This is a genomic window from Bacillus multifaciens (genome assembly GCF_030756675.1).
In the GTDB taxonomy this organism is placed as follows: domain Bacteria; phylum Bacillota; class Bacilli; order Bacillales; family Bacillaceae_G; genus Bacillus_A; species Bacillus_A multifaciens.
Genome location: NZ_JAVBXD010000006.1, coordinates 154,530 through 170,575, shown reverse-complemented (window position 1 = coordinate 170,575; position 16,046 = coordinate 154,530). Strand labels below are relative to the sequence as shown.

Below are 16,046 nucleotides of genomic sequence, written 5' to 3'. Positions count from 1 at the left end.
ACATAAAAACTCTCCTCGCTTCATTTCATTCACGAGGAGAGTGTATCGAAATTTTTAGTTTTTGTCTATTGACTAGATTGTTTTTCAACAGCATGGCAACACCCTCTTTACAGATGAGGGTGTTGGTATTCATTTGTTGCCGCTTCTTGAAGAAGCGTATAAGGATGATATGCAAGTTGAGATTATAGAGGGATTAACGGATGGGATGAAGCTGCTAGGTCCGGTTGAGGAAGCAGAAAATCTTATTATTATTGATGCGATTAATGCAGGTGTAGAAGGGGGAACCATTCTTTCATTAGAAGGAGACGAAATTCCTGCTTATTTTGGTATAAAGATGTCTGTTCATCAAATGGGTTTTCAGGAAGTTCTATTTGCAGCGAAATTCAGAGAGCGCTATCCGAAAAAGATTATAATGTTTGGCATGCAGCCCACTTCATTAGAGCTTGGTGTAGAACTAACGGAAACGAACCAGGCAAAACTAGGAGACTTAGCGGAAGCAGTTATGCATCAAGTAAACCGTTGGAGACATGTATCATGAATCGTCTTGATTTCTTAAAAGAGGTGACAGGAAGCATATTTCAAACCGTGAAATATGTGTATGAGCCTTTTTTAAAGGATGATTTAGAAAAAGTGGAAGAAGCGGCAGATCGAGCACTTGGAATTACATGGGTACCTGTGATGAAAGTTGATGAAATGGGTATTGGCCCGGAAATTCGCTTTGCTTCTGGCAAATCGATTATCGTTTTCTCACATGAAGAAAAGCTTCATGCGATTAGCGGTATTTGTTCGCTTTGCTCCAATCTCATTCAAGTTCGTATGTATGATCATATGGCGACATGTCCGATTTGTGACAAGGACTACGATTTTAAAACGCTGGGCGGAGAGTTATCTGTCCAAAGGTTACAGATAAAAAGGAAGGACCAAATGTATGTTGTTGGTTTTACAGACAACAGTAAAAGGTGATCGTGATGCATGAAATGTCATTGATGGGAGATATTTTGCAGCTTGTGCAAGAGGATGCAGCAAAAAGAAATATTGTACAAATAAAGAAAATTGAATTAATTGTAGGGGAAATTAGCAATGCAATGCCAGAGGCATTGCAGATGGCCTTCGAAATTTTTCGTGATCAAAATCTGCATCTATTTAGCGGCGCAGCACAATTAATTATTCATACAGAGGAAGCGAAGGCAGAATGCGTTATATGTGGTTTGATATATCATCCTACTCAGAAAATCGCATTGTGCCCGAACTGCAACATTCCATCTGGCAAGATATTAGCGGGGGAAACATTTCAAATTTTATCTTATGAGGGGAACGATGATTGATGAATATAACGTTACGAACAGATGTATTAACAAACAATAATAAAGCGGCTGAATTTAACCGTGATCTTTTTGAAAAAACAAATACACTTGTGATTAATTTAATGAGTTCTCCTGGAGCTGGTAAAACGACGTTGTTAGAGGAGACGGTAAAGGCGTTATCTGGATCCTATCGTATTGCTGTTATTGAAGGAGACTTGGCAACGGAGCGAGATGCTGATCGTATCCGCGCAATGGGAGCGAAGGCGGTCCAAATTAACACATATGGCGGCTGCCATTTAGATGCACGAATGGTTGTAGCGAGCCTTGGCGAACTGGATTTAGATGAGATTGATGTATTATTTATTGAGAATGTAGGTAATCTTGTCTGTCCATCTGGATATGATTTGGGACAGAATCATAAAGTTGCGGTTCTTAGTGTACCTGAGGGAAATGATAAGATTCCCAAATATCCGCAAATGTTTATGCGTACTGAGCTAGTTCTTCTGAACAAAATTGATTTACTTCCTTATCTTGATTTTAATGTGGAGGAAGCGAAGAAGGATTTAATGGAGATTAACCCAAATTCAACGCTTATTCCTCTTTCAGCAAGATCAGAAATCGGACTGGAAGAGTGGTATGAATGGATTCATGAGGCGTATAAAAAATGCACGCAGTAAACGTTAGCATCCGCGGACGGGTACAAGGGGTTGGATTTCGGCCGTTTGTATACCAGCTTGCCCATACATATCATCTAGCAGGAACGGTACAAAATAATATGGACGGCGTAAAAATTACAGCTGAAGGAACGAAGACGAATGTACAGCAGTTTTTGTTAGATTTGCAAAGTAAAGCGCCTCGTCTTTCGCATATTAGCAATATAACCATAGTAGATGCAGAGCCAATTGGTGCAACCGACTTTATCATTATTGATAGCAAGCGCTCTGGAACATCTTCGCTTGTCATTCCAATCGATTCTGCAGTATGTGATGATTGTTTACAAGAGATGAATGATAAGGAAAATTTCCGTTATGAATATCCGTTTATCAATTGTACACAGTGTGGACCGCGATATACCATTATTGAAGAATTGCCCTATGACCGTTCATACACGACGATGAAGGATTTTGCGATGTGCTCTGATTGCCAAAGAGAATATGAAGATCCAACGAATCGGCGCCATCATGCTCAGCCCATTGCTTGTCCTGTATGTGGTCCGAAAGTTACACTTTTGGATCAACATGGACATAAGCTTGAAACGAAGCAACCGATTCAACAGGCTGTGAAGTTGATACAAGCGGGACATATACTAGCAATAAAGGGACTCGGAGGCTATCATCTTTGCTGTGATGCAACAAATGAACGGGCTGTGGCGCTGCTGCGAGAACGAAAAAATCGTCCAGCACGTCCTCTTGCGGTAATGGCGGCTTCTCTTCTTGCAATTGATGCTTTCGCTTATGTGAATGAAGCGGAGAAGAACTTGTTGAAAAATCCAGAGGCACCGATTGTAGTTGTAAAGAAAAAAGAAGGAAAGCTTGCAGGAAATGTAGCGCCGAATATGACAACAGTTGGTGTGATGCTTCCGTATACACCGCTTCATCACTTGTTGTTTAAGCATAATGAAAATGGTTGCTTTGTCATGACGAGTGCCAATCCTTCTGGAATGCCGATTCTCTATAAAGATAACGAAGCGCTTACGTATCTAAACGGAATTGCTGATTATTTTCTCGTTCATGATCGAGACATCCTTCATCCTGTTGATGATTCAGTTGTGCAAGTAAATGACGATCGTTTCGATTTTTTTCGAAGAGCTAGGGGGTATGTCCCTGATCCTTTTGCGGCAAGTTATGATGCAAATGGAATGGTTGCTTTTGGTGGACAACAGAAAACAACTTTTACAATTGGAAGAAATGAGCAAATCTTTCTCGGACCGCACATTGGTGATTTAGAAAATATGGAAACAATGAATCATTACTGGCAGGAGTATAACCATTTAATGAAATGGATGGATATAAAGCAGGACATTGCCGTTATCGATATGCATCCAGGTTATGTAACGAGACAGTTTATTGAAGGATTTCATACAAAAATCGAAGTGCAGCATCATCATGCCCATATGGCCGCATGTATGGAGGAACACCATCTTACAGGAAAAGTCTATGGGATTATCCTTGATGGAACCGGATACGGACTTGACGGAAACATTTGGGGATTCGAAATTTTTTATGGGGATGCCAACAGTGTGGAAAGACTTGCTCATTTGCAATATACACCTCTTCCTGGCGGGGAAGTGTGTATTCGTGAACCGTGGCGAAATGCGGTCGCTATGCTGCTATTCCTGCTTGGGGAAGAAGGAGAAAGCTTAGCAATCCTTCTATTTCCAGATAAAGAGAAAGAGATTCATATTATAAAGAAAATGATAGAAAACCATATAAATATTATTCAAGCTGGTACATGCGGTCGCTTGTTTGATGCAGTTAGCGCGCTATGCGGGATTACGAAAATTGCGAGCTATGACGGAGAGGCAGCGATATTGCTCTCGGAATTAGTGGATGAAACATGCGTGCATGAGCCATATTCGTATGAATACATAGAAGACGAGTTTGTTACAATTCAAATGAAAGCAATGATTAAAGAAATTGTGTGTGACGTTTTAGCAGGTGAAGAGGCAGGAAATATTAGCGGTCGTTTTCATGAAACGGTTGTCCAGTCTATTCTTACCGCAATAGAAAGGATAGCTAGTACACAACCTGAGCGAAGCAAAGTCGTCGTATTAGGCGGTGGTAGTTTACATAACCGTTATTTACGTAAACGATTACGAGAAGAATTAACGAAACGAGAGTTTACCGTCTATGTTCCAGAACAAGTTCCTTGTAATGATGGTGGTTTATCGTACGGTCAATTGGCTGTTGCAGCGGCAAAAAAGGAGGATAAGTCATGTGTGTAGGAGTACCAGCGAAGGTTGTGGAAAAAAAAGAATATACGGCGGTAGTTGATGTGATGGGATCACAAACGACTGTTGGTATTATTTTTATTCCCGAAGTAGAAGAAGGAGATTTTGTTATTGTTCATGCAGGTCAAGCGATGAGTATTGTCGACGAACAATATGCAAAAGATAGTGTGTTGGAATGGAGGAAGTTGATCGATGCTCGAAATTCTGAAACAGTCGAATGACCCAGATATATGTATGCCACTTGTGGAAGCAGTTCTTGAAAAAGCGAAAGAATTTCAAAAAAAGTTTGGACGAAAACCAGCTTTCATGGAAGTATGCGGTTCTCATACGATGGCCCTTGCTAGAACAGGAGTAAAGCAATGCCTAAAGGCTGATGTGAATTTAATATCTGGTCCGGGGTGTCCGGTCTGTGTTACGGATCAAAAGTCTATTGATGCAATGATTGCGCTTAGCGATGGAGATAATCGTATCATTTGCACATTTGGTGATATGATGCGCGTTCCTGGGTCGAACAAAACCTTGTTAGATAAAAAAATTGCTGGGAGTGATATTCGGGTTGTCTATTCTCCGATTGATACGCTTGCAATCGCAGAAGAAAATCCGGATAAAGAAGTCATTTTTTTAGGTGTTGGGTTTGAAACAACCATTCCGATTCTTACACTAATGGTTGGGGAAGCAAAGAAGAAGGGGATTACAAATTTTTCTATTTGGATGACTACGAAATTGGTGGAACCTGTTCTGCGCTATTTACTAGAAGCAGGAGATGTACAACTCGATGGCTTTATCCTTCCAGGGCATGTGTCTATTGTGTTAGGGGAATCGTCGTATAACTATTTAGTTGAAGAGTATAATATGTCAGGTAGCATCGCAGGATTTGAAACGGCTGAATTACTTTCTACCATTTATAAACTCATTGATTTAGCATTGCAAGAAAAGATTGCTATTGAAAATAATTATTCATCGGTTGTAAGCAACAGCGGAAATAAAGTTGCTAAACAATGGATGGAAACATATTTAACGACTTGTGATGAATCATGGCGTGGCATCGGTGTTATTTCAAATAGCGGGTTAGATTTAAAGAAAGAATATGATTTGTATAATGCAAAAAAGCGGTTTAAAGTGGAAGTAGGAGAACCGCGGAAAACAAAATGCCGTTGCGGGGAAGTCATAAGAGGTGTGATTTCACCGAGTGACTGCCGTTTATTTGGAAAAGCATGTCAACCATTAAATCCAATCGGTCCATGCATGGTATCGGCAGAAGGTAGCTGCGCTGCCTATTATCAATATATGAGGGAGAGTTTGTAATGGAAACGTTCATCAACTTGGCGCACGGAGATGGCGGAGAATTAACGCATCGTCTCATTCGTGATGTATTTGTAGCTGCATTTGGTAAGAAGGATACAGCATTGTTTGATGCGGCATCCTTACATATCCCGACTGGAAACATTGCTGTCACAACGGATTCCTTTGTCATTAAACCAATTTTCTTTCCAGGCGGTTCGATTGGAAAATTAGCTGTTGCTGGTACGATTAATGATTTAGCTGTGAGCGGTGCAAAGCCGCTTTATCTTACGTGCGGCTTTGTCATTGAAGAAGGCTTTCCAATTTCTGATTTGAAGAAAATCGTAATAGATATGGCGAATGAAGCGAAAAAAACGGGTGTTACGATTGTTGCTGGTGACACGAAGGTAGTTGAAAAGGGAAGTGCCGACGGTGTGTATATTAACACCACTGGAATTGGCGTGTATGAACAAAATAAGGGTTGCAGCCTTGCCTTTGAAGAAGGTGATGCGATTATCATTTCAGGAACGATTGGTGATCACGGCATTGCAGTCTTAACAGCAAGAGGAGATTTGGGAATAACAGCTCCTACCTTAAGCGATTGCGCCTCACTAAATAGAATGATTGATAGCGTACTTCAGCAATGCGGGACGGTTCGCATTATGCGAGACCCAACAAGAGGTGGTCTTGCGACAACACTTGTAGAAATTGCTGAAGATTTTCAAATTACGATGACAATTAAGGAACGGTTGCTGCCGATTAAACAAGAGGTACATGGTGCCTGTGATATTCTAGGCTTCGATCCTCTCTATCTTGCAAATGAAGGGAAAGCTATTTTTATCGTTGCAGACAGTCAAAAAGAAAAAGTAATTGATATTTTAAAATCCTGTCCCGAAGGAAAAGATGCTACCATCATTGGCAGCATTACTGGCAAAGGAAAAGGACAGTTACTTTTGGAAACTCCCATTGGCTCTAAACGAATGTTGAATCGATTAACGGGTACTATGTTCCCACGTATTTGCTAAGTAAACGCCTCCTTTATTTGGAGGTGTTTTTTTTATGCTTTTGAGATTAGTATGTGTAGTATAATAGAAGGAAAATATAAAAGATTTTTCTTGAATTGGAATATTATTACTGCGGAAAATAACATGATATGAGGGGGAGAGATTTGAATAAGTATAGTTTACTCTTATTCGATTTGGACGATACACTTCTTAATTCCACTTGGTTTCATGCGGGGCTAATTAAGACTCTTGAAATGCATCCAATAACAAAAAACCTTGATGCATCTATATTCCTTGAAAAAAATTTGCATATTCCTACTTCTTTATTGGAACGTTTTAAGAACCGGGAACTAACCCCAGTTGAATTTAGAAGAGCTAGGTGGAATCATGCTTTTGCTCATTTTAACATGTCACCTGATGTAGAAGTTATTGATGAGATTGATGCACTGTTTTTTAAAACAGGTATGGCTTGCATTGGTATAAATAATTCAATTACAAGCTTATTAAATGAGTTAAAAACACATTATAACCTTGGAATAGTCAGCAATGGATTATATGACCCTCAATTAAAAATTATCCAAATGGGATTGTCAAAAGTATTTAGTAGCGACACAATATTCCACGCAGAACAATTAGGTTATAGAAAGCCAGATTCAAAAATCTATTCGATGGTATTGGAACGCTTTGGCAAAAAACCAGAGGAGACTCTTTTTATTGGTGATTCATGGATCCATGACGTAGTTGGACCAATAGATGCTGGAATGGATGCTATTTGGATAAACAAAAAGGGTATTTCCAAAGCCACCGCACATATTCCAATTGCAATCGTATCAGATGTGACGGAAATAAGTGATATATTGCTAGGGAGTAACTAAATTACTAATTCAATGTAAAGAAGGGAGCGTGTTAATTTGGAAGAATATTATTGGGATGAAAAGTTGGATTATTTGAAAAATACAAGAGATTTATATTATAACGATGACTATTTAGGATTTTTAGTGAATTCAGTTTGGAAGATTTCTAAGCCTGTACATATCGTTGACTATGGTTGTGGGTATGGCTATTTAGGGCTTAAGTTATTACCATTGTTACCGATAGGTTCAAGATATACAGGTATTGATAAAGGGCAGAAATTGATTAATGATGCAAAGAAGTTGTTTCAAACCCTTCCATATGAAGCTGAATTTATAGTGGCTGATGTTACTGAAATTGAATTAGAGAGTAAGTATGATATAGCAGTTTGTCATGCTTTTCTACTGCATATGACTGATCCAATAAAAATGTTGCAGAAAATGATACATTCAGTTGTTAATGAAGGGAATATTATATGTTTTGAGCCGCATTGGATCTCTAATATGTCTTCGTATCATCTTAGTGAATACGATCAATCAGAAATTATGCAGCTTGGTTTTCTTCAGAAACTGTTTGAAGAAGATGCAAAACGAAGTGGAAAAGATGGAAACATTGGGATTAAATTACCGACATACTTAAGTAAATTAGGTGTAAAAAATATTGATTGCCGAGTTAGCGATAAAGTTAATTTTCTCGACTCTAACGTAAACCAAACAGATAAGCAGAGATTATATGATTCTCTCAAAGAAGAAGGACTAGGTATAGCTCCCGCTGAAAGAGAAGAATTTATTGAACGTTTAATAAATCGAGGGGCTACATTTAATGAGGCATATGAACAGTATAAAGCAGAACTACGATTTTCTGAGGTATTTAACATTAATTCATCTTTAAACTATGCTCCGAGTATGAAAATTACTTTTGGGGTTGTAAGAAGATGAGGAATATAGGTGTTAGTGTCCCATTAAAAAAATGTTTTAGACTATAGAAAAAAGTATTAGATTACTAAAAAATAGTTGTAGACTGAACGGATATTTTTATTTAACTATAGGAAGTTTTTGATGTATTAATATTTGATTTAAGTGAGAAAGGATGTGTTTTTGTGAGAACAAACATTAGAACCTCTGGTGTATTAATACATAATGAACATGTACTTTTACATAAGATGGACGACTTCTGGATTTTACCAGGAGGGGCTGTAGAGTTTAATGGTGTAGATTTCGAAACTACTATGGAAGCCTTAAGAAGAGAATACAAAGAAGAATTAGATGTGGAAATTAATATCATAAAACTATTATGGGTAGCTGAAAACTTTTTTGAGTATGAGAATAAAAAGGAACAAGGAATTGAATTTTATTACCTAATTGAAGTCTCAACAGACACATCAATTTACGAACAAAGAAGTTTTGAAGGTTATGAACATGAATCTAATTCAGTATTAAAGTTCAGATGGTTTAAAATCGATGAAATTGATAGTATCACTATATTGCCAATGTTTCTTAATGAATACTTAAAAAAACTTAAAGAGACGCCAAAAGAAATTGAACATATTATCAGTAAAAAGGTTTAATGCACTCTAAAATATGCATCTTCGATTAAAAGAGCGTTAGGTAAAATTTGGTTCATTATTACTACTTTGGCATATAAATTGAATATTTTTCCTGTCTATTCCTTTTTTATTTAGATATTCAATAAGTTCTCTTGTACATTCTCTAGCTCTCATATATAAGTTGTACATTGATTATGTAGTCTAATACTTTATTTTAACAAAAAATCTTTGTATAAAATGAAATTTAGTCATCAGTCTACATCTTTATTTTATTAAATTTGAAACATAAGAATAGATAAAAACAATTAAACCAATGATGTTTAGTCTAAAACATTATTTTAACTGAACAGTTAGAATTCAAAATCAAGAAGATATTTTTATTTACTGCTAATAAGTGTACACCATGTAAAGAAAGAAGGAACTAAAATTGAATTTAATAAATATGTCCTCTATAGGTGGAGTAGCATCAACTATTGATGAAAAGGTATATGAACGGTGGGGAGGGGTTGTTTCAACAATCATAATTCATCCAGAATATAAAGATGGGCTAGTTGGATTAGAAGAATATTCACATGCAATCGTTATTTTTTATATGGATCAATTTAAGGAAAAAACGCAGTCTTGGATTAGAAAACCAAGAGGGATAGAGTCTTTAGATGAAAAAGGATGTTTTGCACAAAGAACAAAGTATCGTCCGAATCCTATTGGGATTTCTACTGTTGAGATACTATCAATTGAGGATAATGTAATGATTGTTAAAGGACTAGATGCGAATAATAAGACACCAGTTCTAGATATTAAACCTTATGTATCAGAGTTTGATTCAAGAGAAGATACTCGTTCTCCAATATGGATGAAGGAATTAATGAAAGAATATTTCTAATTTACTTGATTATGAATGAAAGTAGTTTACGCTAATAAGTAGAGTTGAACGATATAAGACTAAAGTATATGGTAGGTGTATTCTTATGTTTTTTCTTCAAATGTCAGGTTTTCCAGGTTCGGGTAAGTCAACTTTGTCTAGGGAAATAGCAAAAATGACAGGTGCTATTATAATAGATCATGATATTGTAAAAACGGCACTGCTAGAATCTTTTGGGGTAGATGATATTGATACAAGGCTTGCTGGTAAAATTTTGTATGATATTGAGTGGGCGTTAATAGATTTTCATCTGTCACAAGGGCATGATGTGATACTTGATAGTCCTTGTTTGTATGTAGAAATGGTGGAAAAGGGGACAGCTGTGTCTAAGAAACATTATGCAAAATACAAATATGTGGAATGTTATTTGAATGATATGCAGGAAATTGATAACAGGTTAAAAAACCGGAAGCGAATGATTAGTCAAATACAGCATGTAGAATCTGAAGAATTATTTAGGAAATGGGTTGAAAATAGTAAAAAGCCATCTGATGCTCATTATTTGGTTGTTGATTCTGGACAACCTTTAGATTGTTATATAAATGAAGTGATTACATATATTAATAGTTAAAAATAATTGGTGCAAATAAAAGAAAACACAAGGAAGCTCAAATTATGTTTTTTGGCTTTCTTGCGTTTTCTTTTATGTTATAAACTTCTATTTTGAATTTCCTGCTGAATATTTGCAAAGAATTTGTCAAATCGTATAGCTTTAGATTGTTGTTCTCCATATTTTCGAATATTTACTTCGTTACGCTCGGCTTCTTGATCACCAACGACAAGGACATATGGGATTTTTTGAACTTGTGCTTCTCGCATTTTATAACCGAGTTTTTCATTACGAAGATCAAGTTCTACTCGTACACCAGCATCTTTTAACTTTTCTTCTATTTCTCTTGCGTATTGTTCATGTACTTCGGCAGATACAGGAATGATTTTCGCTTGTACGGGAGCTAACCATGTTGGGAATGCTCCGGCAAAATGTTCGATTAAGATACCGAAGAATCGATCGATTGAACCAAACACAGCACGGTGAATGACAACAGGACGTTGCTTTTCATTTTTTTCATTAATATAGCTTAAGTTGAATTTTTCCGGCATTTGGAAGTCAAGCTGTACAGTTGCGCATTGATGACTTCTATTTAAAGCGTCTTTAATATGGAAGTCAATTTTCGGACCGTAAAATGCTCCGTCACCTTCATTCACTTTATAGCGGAAATTGAGTTCTTCTAATACATTTTGCAGGGCACCTTCCGCCTTATTCCATAACTCGTCGTCTCCCATTGAATTCTCTGGTCTTGTAGAGAGCTCAACTTCATATTCAAAACCGAATATACGATATACATAATCGATTAAATCAATGACTTCTTTTATTTCATTTTCAATTTGTTCAGGTGTTACAAAAATATGGGCATCATCTTGACAGAATGTACGAACTCTGAGGAGTCCATTAAGAGCGCCGCTAAATTCATGGCGATGGACTTGCCCAAATTCAGCCATTCGAACTGGTAAATCACGATAAGAATGCAGCTTATTTCTAAACATCAACATGTGGCCAGGGCAGTTCATTGGCTTTAAGGCAAATTTTCCATGATCAACTTCTGTGAAATACATATTCTCTTTATAATGGTCCCAATGACCGGAGTTTTCCCATAGCCTTTGATTCATCATTAAAGGAGTACGGACTTCTTGATAATTACGCTTTTGTTGAATCCCTCTTAAAAAAGCTTCCATTTCATTTCGGATAATTTGTCCTTTTGGTAAATAAAATGGCATTCCTGGTGCTTCTTCAGAGAACATAAATAATTCTAATTCATTGCCTAATTTACGATGATTGCGTTTTGCGGCTTCTTCTAAAAAGATTACATACTCATCTAATTCTTTTTTAGAAGGGAAGGCAACCCCATATATTCTTTGAAGAACTTGGTTATTACTGTCACCGCGCCAATATGCTCCTGAAACATTTGTTAATTTAAAAGCTTTCATAAAGCCAGTAGACGGTAGATGTGGTCCGCGACATAAGTCTAAAAATTCACCTTGTTTGTAAAGAGTTATGTTTTGATCAGCAGGAATGTCCTGTAATAGCTCTAATTTTAAATGATCACCGAGCTCCTCAAATATTTGTTTTGCTTCATCGCGGCTTACTTCGATTCGTTGAATTTCTAAATTTTCATCAATAATGTTTTGCATCTCTTGTTCAATTTGAACTAATTCTTCAACTGCAATACTATTTGGAAGATCCATATCATAGTAAAAGCCATTTTCAATAACAGGACCAACGCCTAAGTTGATGTGACCGTGTATTCTTTTAACGGCTTGTGCTAATATGTGGGCTGCTGTATGACGTAGTACATCTAAACCTTCTTTTGATTCTAAAGTTAGAATCTCAATTTCTGCATCTTCCTGTATGCCTCTACGTAAATCAAATAGTTGCTGATTCACTTTTCCGGCAATAGCTTTCTTTTTTAACCCAGGACTAATCGATTCTGCGATTGATTCTAATGTAGTTCCTTTCATATACTCCTGTTCACGACCATTTGGAAAACGAATTTGAATCATTTTGTTACTCATCATTATCACTCCATTTCATAATATAAAAAAACGCACTCATCCCTAAAATAGGGACGAGTGCGTATATACCCGTGGTTCCACCCAGATTCCCATCGCACTTTAAAAAAGCGTCGATGGCTCCATGCGCTGTAACGTAGCGTCTACGGTATTGGATACTATGTTTCCCCAATACAGCTCCAAGGTGGTAAGTATATTCTTCTGCGTTTAGGAAGATCTCAGCAACTCTTCCTTCTCTGTAAAACCGTAAGAATACCTCGTGTCCTTTTCATAGCTAATTATTATATGGAATTGAGAAAAATAAAAAACGCACTCATCCCTAAAACAGGGACGAGTGCGTTAATACCCGTGGTTCCACCCAGATTCCCATCGTACTAAAAAAAGTGTCGATGGCTCCGTGCGCTGTAACGTAGCGTCTACGGTATTGGATACTATAATTCCCCAATACAGCTCCAAGGTGGTAAGTATATTCTTCTGCGTTTAGGAAGATCTCAGCAACTCTTCCTTCTCTGTAAAACCGTAAGAATATCTCGTGTCCTTTTCGTTGCTTTTTTATAGCATTAGTATGTTGATTCATAATATACAGTATTTAAATTATTTTTGCAAATCTTTTTTTGGGATAAATTGTGAATTTTTTTAGAACTTTCGTTTTTGATTAGGGTTTACAACATGTATTTTTTTACAAGTATTATATGTAAAAAAAAACTTTTATTTACAAAAAGTCTCAAAAAATAAACGGTAAATATATGAATTCTGATATACTACAAATAAATATCAGAAAAAACAAAAAATAAAAAAGGAGGATGAGAAGAGTATGTCAATTTTAGAAAGAATTCGAGGGAATGTCTCGCAAGTAATCGTAGGAAAAGAAGAGGTTATTGATTTAGCGATGATTGCGTTAGTAGCAAATGGACATGTTTTATTAGAAGATGTTCCAGGAACGGGGAAGACATCATTAGCAAAAAGCCTTGCGAAAAGTATAGATGGCAAATTTCAACGAGTACAATTTACATCAGATACATTGCCGGGAGATGTAGTAGGCTTAGAGTATTTCGACATGAAAGAATCGGACTTTAAAACAAGGATGGGCCCGATTTTTGCGAATATCGTGCTAGTCGATGAAATTAATCGCGCTGTTCCGCGTACACAGTCAGCTCTATTAGAAGTAATGGAGGAGCGTACAGTTACCATTGCCGGAGAAACCCATGTGTTGCCGCAGCCGTTTATTGTACTTGCTACGCAAAATCCATTAGAGTCTGCCGGTACTTTTCCACTTCCGGATGCGCAGTTAGATCGTTTTTTATTAACGATCAGGCAAGGGTACCCAAATCGAGTACATGAAAAGGAGATGTTACGTCGTTTCCGCCAGCAAGACCCGATGCGCAGCTTACAAAGTGTTGTGTCTCTTGAAGATATTTTATCTTTGCAAGAACAAGCGAAGCAGGTTGAAATTCATGAAGAAGTGGAAGATTACTTATTAGATATTGTGGAAAAGACACGTCAGCATGAACTCGTTGAAATCGGAGTAAGTCCGCGTGGTTCATTAGCTTTCATGAAAGCAGCACAGGCCCGGGCACTATTAAAGGGAAGAGAATTTTGTACACCAGATGATTTTTATACTTTAGCAGAGCCAGTATGTGCTCACCGATTAACTCTTAGCATTGAAGGAGATATGAAAACAACGAAAGCACATGTAATGAAAGAGATTTTGGAGCAAGTAGCTGTTCCAGTGGAGAATGTATGAAAGAGAAATTAACAATTAAACGTCCGTTTGTGGAAACGTATGTTGCAGGGATAGTCGCTTTTATTACCATACTCATGTGGCTATTTGTGCAAAATTTCTTACTGTTTGTACTTGCATTCTTCTATTTGCTTATGGTTAGTTTTGCTCATTGGTATGTTCGGAAGGCTTCACAAATATATTGTGAAATAACACAACAACACGAACGCCTTTTTATCGATGAGACTGGACATTGCCGTGTACGCATTGTAAATCCAACAAAACTGCCGATTTTTGAAGTTGCTTTTCGTTTTCGCTCAGATGAACAGATGAAATGGGTATGGTCAGAAGGAGAATTAGAGCAATCTGTTCATTCGTATCGTATTCCTTTGCAGCTGAAAAAGCAGGAAACGTTAGACATAGAATTACATGTATCAGCGCAGCAAAGAGGACTACATAGCTGGCAAGAAGCTGAAATCATTTTGTCTGATCCATTTCATCTCATTACAATTCACATCCCGATCCGGAAACAACAAATGCCGTGTTTTCGTATTTATCCTCGCATTGTCAAAGTAAATATTCCGGAAACAAACAGCTGGAAACACGGATTTCGAACTGCAGCTGTTTCGCCTCTTTATGATGAAACGAAGATTATTGGCGTAAAGGCATATGAACAGGAATCATTTCGTGCTATCCATTGGGGAGCAACTGCAAAAACAGGTGTATTAAGTGCAAAAAAGTATGAATATACGCAAGGTGATCGGTATGCGGTTTATTTAAATGTATTAGGTTCAACGGGCTATACATTGCGTACTGATATAGAGTATTTAATCGAAGTAACAGCGGGTGTTTGCCGGGAACTAATAGCGCAAGATTGTTCATTTGAACTATGGGTGAATAGTATGTGCGAAAACGGAATTGTCCATATAACGTCTGGTAAATACCGAAAACAATTGCACAAAACATTACAATTATTATCGTCCTTAACAGATCGAGATGTTCCGTTATCTTCTTCCTTTTTTTATCAAACAGGTTTTCGCCAGCAAGAAGCTGGAGCGATTCCGATTATAATTGGGAATCCACCTGAAAAACATGGAAGATGGCTGCAAGTGGTGAAATAAAATAGCGTGGGGAAATCAAAAGTTTTTACGGTTATAGAACCGGGAGGACACATGAATATGATATATAAACGAAAGCGTTTTGTATTTCAGATACTATTAGTTAGTATTTGTTTATTACTTGCTATGTTTATATCAAGCGGGGCACTTTATACGCAAACGATTTTGAAAGGATTGTTGAAACAAGAGTGGCCGCTTACGGATGGATGGGAGGTTCCTGAAACACATAAGAAGAAAGAAGAAATGATTCCTCCTGAAAAAGGAAAACGGAAACAAACACTAGCAAATAGCAAAAAAGGCGAAGGGGCGTTGATGGAACAAGATAATAGTGAAGTGGAAAAAAGAAGAGTAGTATCTCCTGCTAACAGTAAATCCTTCCCTAATCAGCAATTGTTCCTCATTCTTTCAGTTATGACAATCGTAATTGTTATAATTGTATTATATCGTTTGAAGAGAAAGAGAGGAGAAAGTGAAGCGGAAATTGTAAAGATGAGTAGTGAGCCGCAAGGTGAGGAGGCTACAATTCAGCAAACTTTCTCTTCTTTACCAGAAAATAAAATTAGAGCCGCTGTTGTACAGTGGGAGCGAACATTACCACAAAATGAACACCGACGTGCTTTTGAAACCATTCAACAATGGCTATTTCGTGTACGGAAAAGTAAAGATATTGTTTCAATCTACGAAGATGTACGCTACGGAAATCGTGATGTTTCAAGTGAAGAGGTAGAGAAAGTGAAAAAGTGGACAGAAGAAAATTGAAAATGAAAAACCTCCTAAACTT

The 16,046-nt window shown here is 37.2% G+C and carries 17 protein-coding genes and 2 other annotated features; of the genes, 16 read left to right on the top strand and 1 reads right to left on the bottom strand.

Features of this window, described 5'->3' with window-relative positions; all coding sequences use genetic code 11:
• Positions 1-76 precede the first annotated feature (76 nt).
• The 13 genes from Q9306_RS06690 to Q9306_RS06630 all read left to right on the top strand — a co-directional run bounded on the left by Q9306_RS06690 (position 77) and on the right by Q9306_RS06630 (position 10,430).
• Positions 77-538 carry a HyaD/HybD family hydrogenase maturation endopeptidase gene (locus Q9306_RS06690; RefSeq protein WP_306196556.1) on the top strand — a complete coding sequence of 154 codons (462 nt, stop codon included), beginning with the start codon at positions 77-79 and terminating at the stop codon, positions 536-538.
• A complete protein-coding gene (locus Q9306_RS06685; protein WP_306196541.1) occupies positions 535-963 on the top strand; it encodes a hypothetical protein in 429 nt (142 codons plus the stop codon). The genes Q9306_RS06690 and Q9306_RS06685 overlap by 4 nt, the downstream gene beginning before the upstream one ends.
• A 5-nt stretch (positions 964-968) precedes the next feature.
• Positions 969-1,325, top strand: a complete 357-nt coding sequence (locus Q9306_RS06680) for a hydrogenase maturation nickel metallochaperone HypA/HybF (RefSeq protein ID WP_306196538.1) — start codon at positions 969-971, stop codon at positions 1,323-1,325.
• Positions 1,325-1,981, top strand: coding sequence for a hydrogenase nickel incorporation protein HypB (gene hypB / locus Q9306_RS06675; RefSeq protein ID WP_306196537.1), 657 nt, complete (start codon positions 1,325-1,327; stop codon positions 1,979-1,981). The genes Q9306_RS06680 and hypB overlap by 1 nt, the downstream gene beginning before the upstream one ends.
• Positions 1,969-4,248 (top strand): carbamoyltransferase HypF, encoded by a 2,280-nt coding sequence (gene hypF / locus Q9306_RS06670; protein ID WP_306196535.1) that lies wholly within the window; start codon positions 1,969-1,971, stop codon positions 4,246-4,248. The genes hypB and hypF overlap by 13 nt, the downstream gene beginning before the upstream one ends.
• Positions 4,239-4,475, top strand: coding sequence for a HypC/HybG/HupF family hydrogenase formation chaperone (locus Q9306_RS06665; RefSeq protein ID WP_251229138.1), 237 nt, complete (start codon positions 4,239-4,241; stop codon positions 4,473-4,475). The genes hypF and Q9306_RS06665 overlap by 10 nt, the downstream gene beginning before the upstream one ends.
• Positions 4,447-5,559, top strand: coding sequence for a hydrogenase formation protein HypD (hypD, locus tag Q9306_RS06660; protein ID WP_306196532.1), 1,113 nt, complete (start codon positions 4,447-4,449; stop codon positions 5,557-5,559). Before Q9306_RS06665 ends, hypD begins: the two co-directional genes overlap by 29 nt.
• Positions 5,559-6,560: a hydrogenase expression/formation protein HypE gene (gene hypE / locus Q9306_RS06655; protein WP_306196527.1), complete on the top strand. Its 1,002-nt coding sequence runs from the start codon at positions 5,559-5,561 to the stop codon at positions 6,558-6,560. Before hypD ends, hypE begins: the two co-directional genes overlap by 1 nt.
• A 143-nt stretch (positions 6,561-6,703) precedes the next feature.
• Complete coding sequence (locus Q9306_RS06650; RefSeq protein WP_306196524.1) at positions 6,704-7,414, top strand: HAD family hydrolase; 711 nt, start codon at positions 6,704-6,706, stop codon at positions 7,412-7,414.
• Between the two features lie 36 nt (positions 7,415-7,450).
• Positions 7,451-8,329 (top strand): class I SAM-dependent methyltransferase, encoded by an 879-nt coding sequence (locus Q9306_RS06645; protein WP_306196522.1) that lies wholly within the window; start codon positions 7,451-7,453, stop codon positions 8,327-8,329.
• A 161-nt stretch (positions 8,330-8,490) separates the two neighbouring features.
• On the top strand, positions 8,491-8,958 hold the full coding sequence (locus Q9306_RS06640) for an NUDIX hydrolase (protein WP_306196520.1): 468 nt from the start codon (positions 8,491-8,493) through the stop codon (positions 8,956-8,958).
• A gap of 406 nt (positions 8,959-9,364) precedes the next feature.
• Positions 9,365-9,820, top strand: coding sequence for a tRNA (N6-threonylcarbamoyladenosine(37)-N6)-methyltransferase TrmO (tsaA, locus tag Q9306_RS06635; protein ID WP_306196518.1), 456 nt, complete (start codon positions 9,365-9,367; stop codon positions 9,818-9,820).
• Positions 9,821-9,905: 85 nt separating this feature from the next.
• Entirely contained in the window at positions 9,906-10,430 is a 525-nt protein-coding gene (locus Q9306_RS06630; RefSeq protein ID WP_306196516.1) for a P-loop nucleotide/nucleoside kinase family protein, read from the top strand.
• Between the two features lie 77 nt (positions 10,431-10,507).
• Here the strand turns inward: Q9306_RS06630 and thrS are convergent, their stop codons facing one another.
• Positions 10,508-12,430, bottom strand: a complete 1,923-nt coding sequence (thrS, locus tag Q9306_RS06625; RefSeq protein ID WP_306196513.1) for a threonine--tRNA ligase — start codon at positions 12,428-12,430, stop codon at positions 10,508-10,510.
• A gap of 46 nt (positions 12,431-12,476) precedes the next feature.
• Positions 12,477-12,708: a binding site (T-box leader), on the bottom strand.
• Positions 12,709-12,750: 42 nt separating this feature from the next.
• Positions 12,751-12,981, bottom strand: a binding site (T-box leader).
• Between the two features lie 260 nt (positions 12,982-13,241).
• Here thrS and Q9306_RS06620 point away from each other — a divergent pair.
• Genes Q9306_RS06620 through Q9306_RS06610 form a run of 3 tightly spaced genes read left to right on the top strand, consistent with a single transcriptional unit; the run spans position 13,242 to position 16,024 of the window.
• Positions 13,242-14,171 carry an AAA family ATPase gene (locus Q9306_RS06620; RefSeq protein WP_306196511.1) on the top strand — a complete coding sequence of 310 codons (930 nt, stop codon included), beginning with the start codon at positions 13,242-13,244 and terminating at the stop codon, positions 14,169-14,171.
• Positions 14,168-15,268, top strand: coding sequence for a DUF58 domain-containing protein (locus tag Q9306_RS06615; protein WP_306196510.1), 1,101 nt, complete (start codon positions 14,168-14,170; stop codon positions 15,266-15,268). Before Q9306_RS06620 ends, Q9306_RS06615 begins: the two co-directional genes overlap by 4 nt.
• A 57-nt stretch (positions 15,269-15,325) precedes the next feature.
• Positions 15,326-16,024 (top strand): hypothetical protein, encoded by a 699-nt coding sequence (locus tag Q9306_RS06610; protein WP_306196508.1) that lies wholly within the window; start codon positions 15,326-15,328, stop codon positions 16,022-16,024.
• The last annotated feature ends 22 nt before the right edge of the window (positions 16,025-16,046 follow it).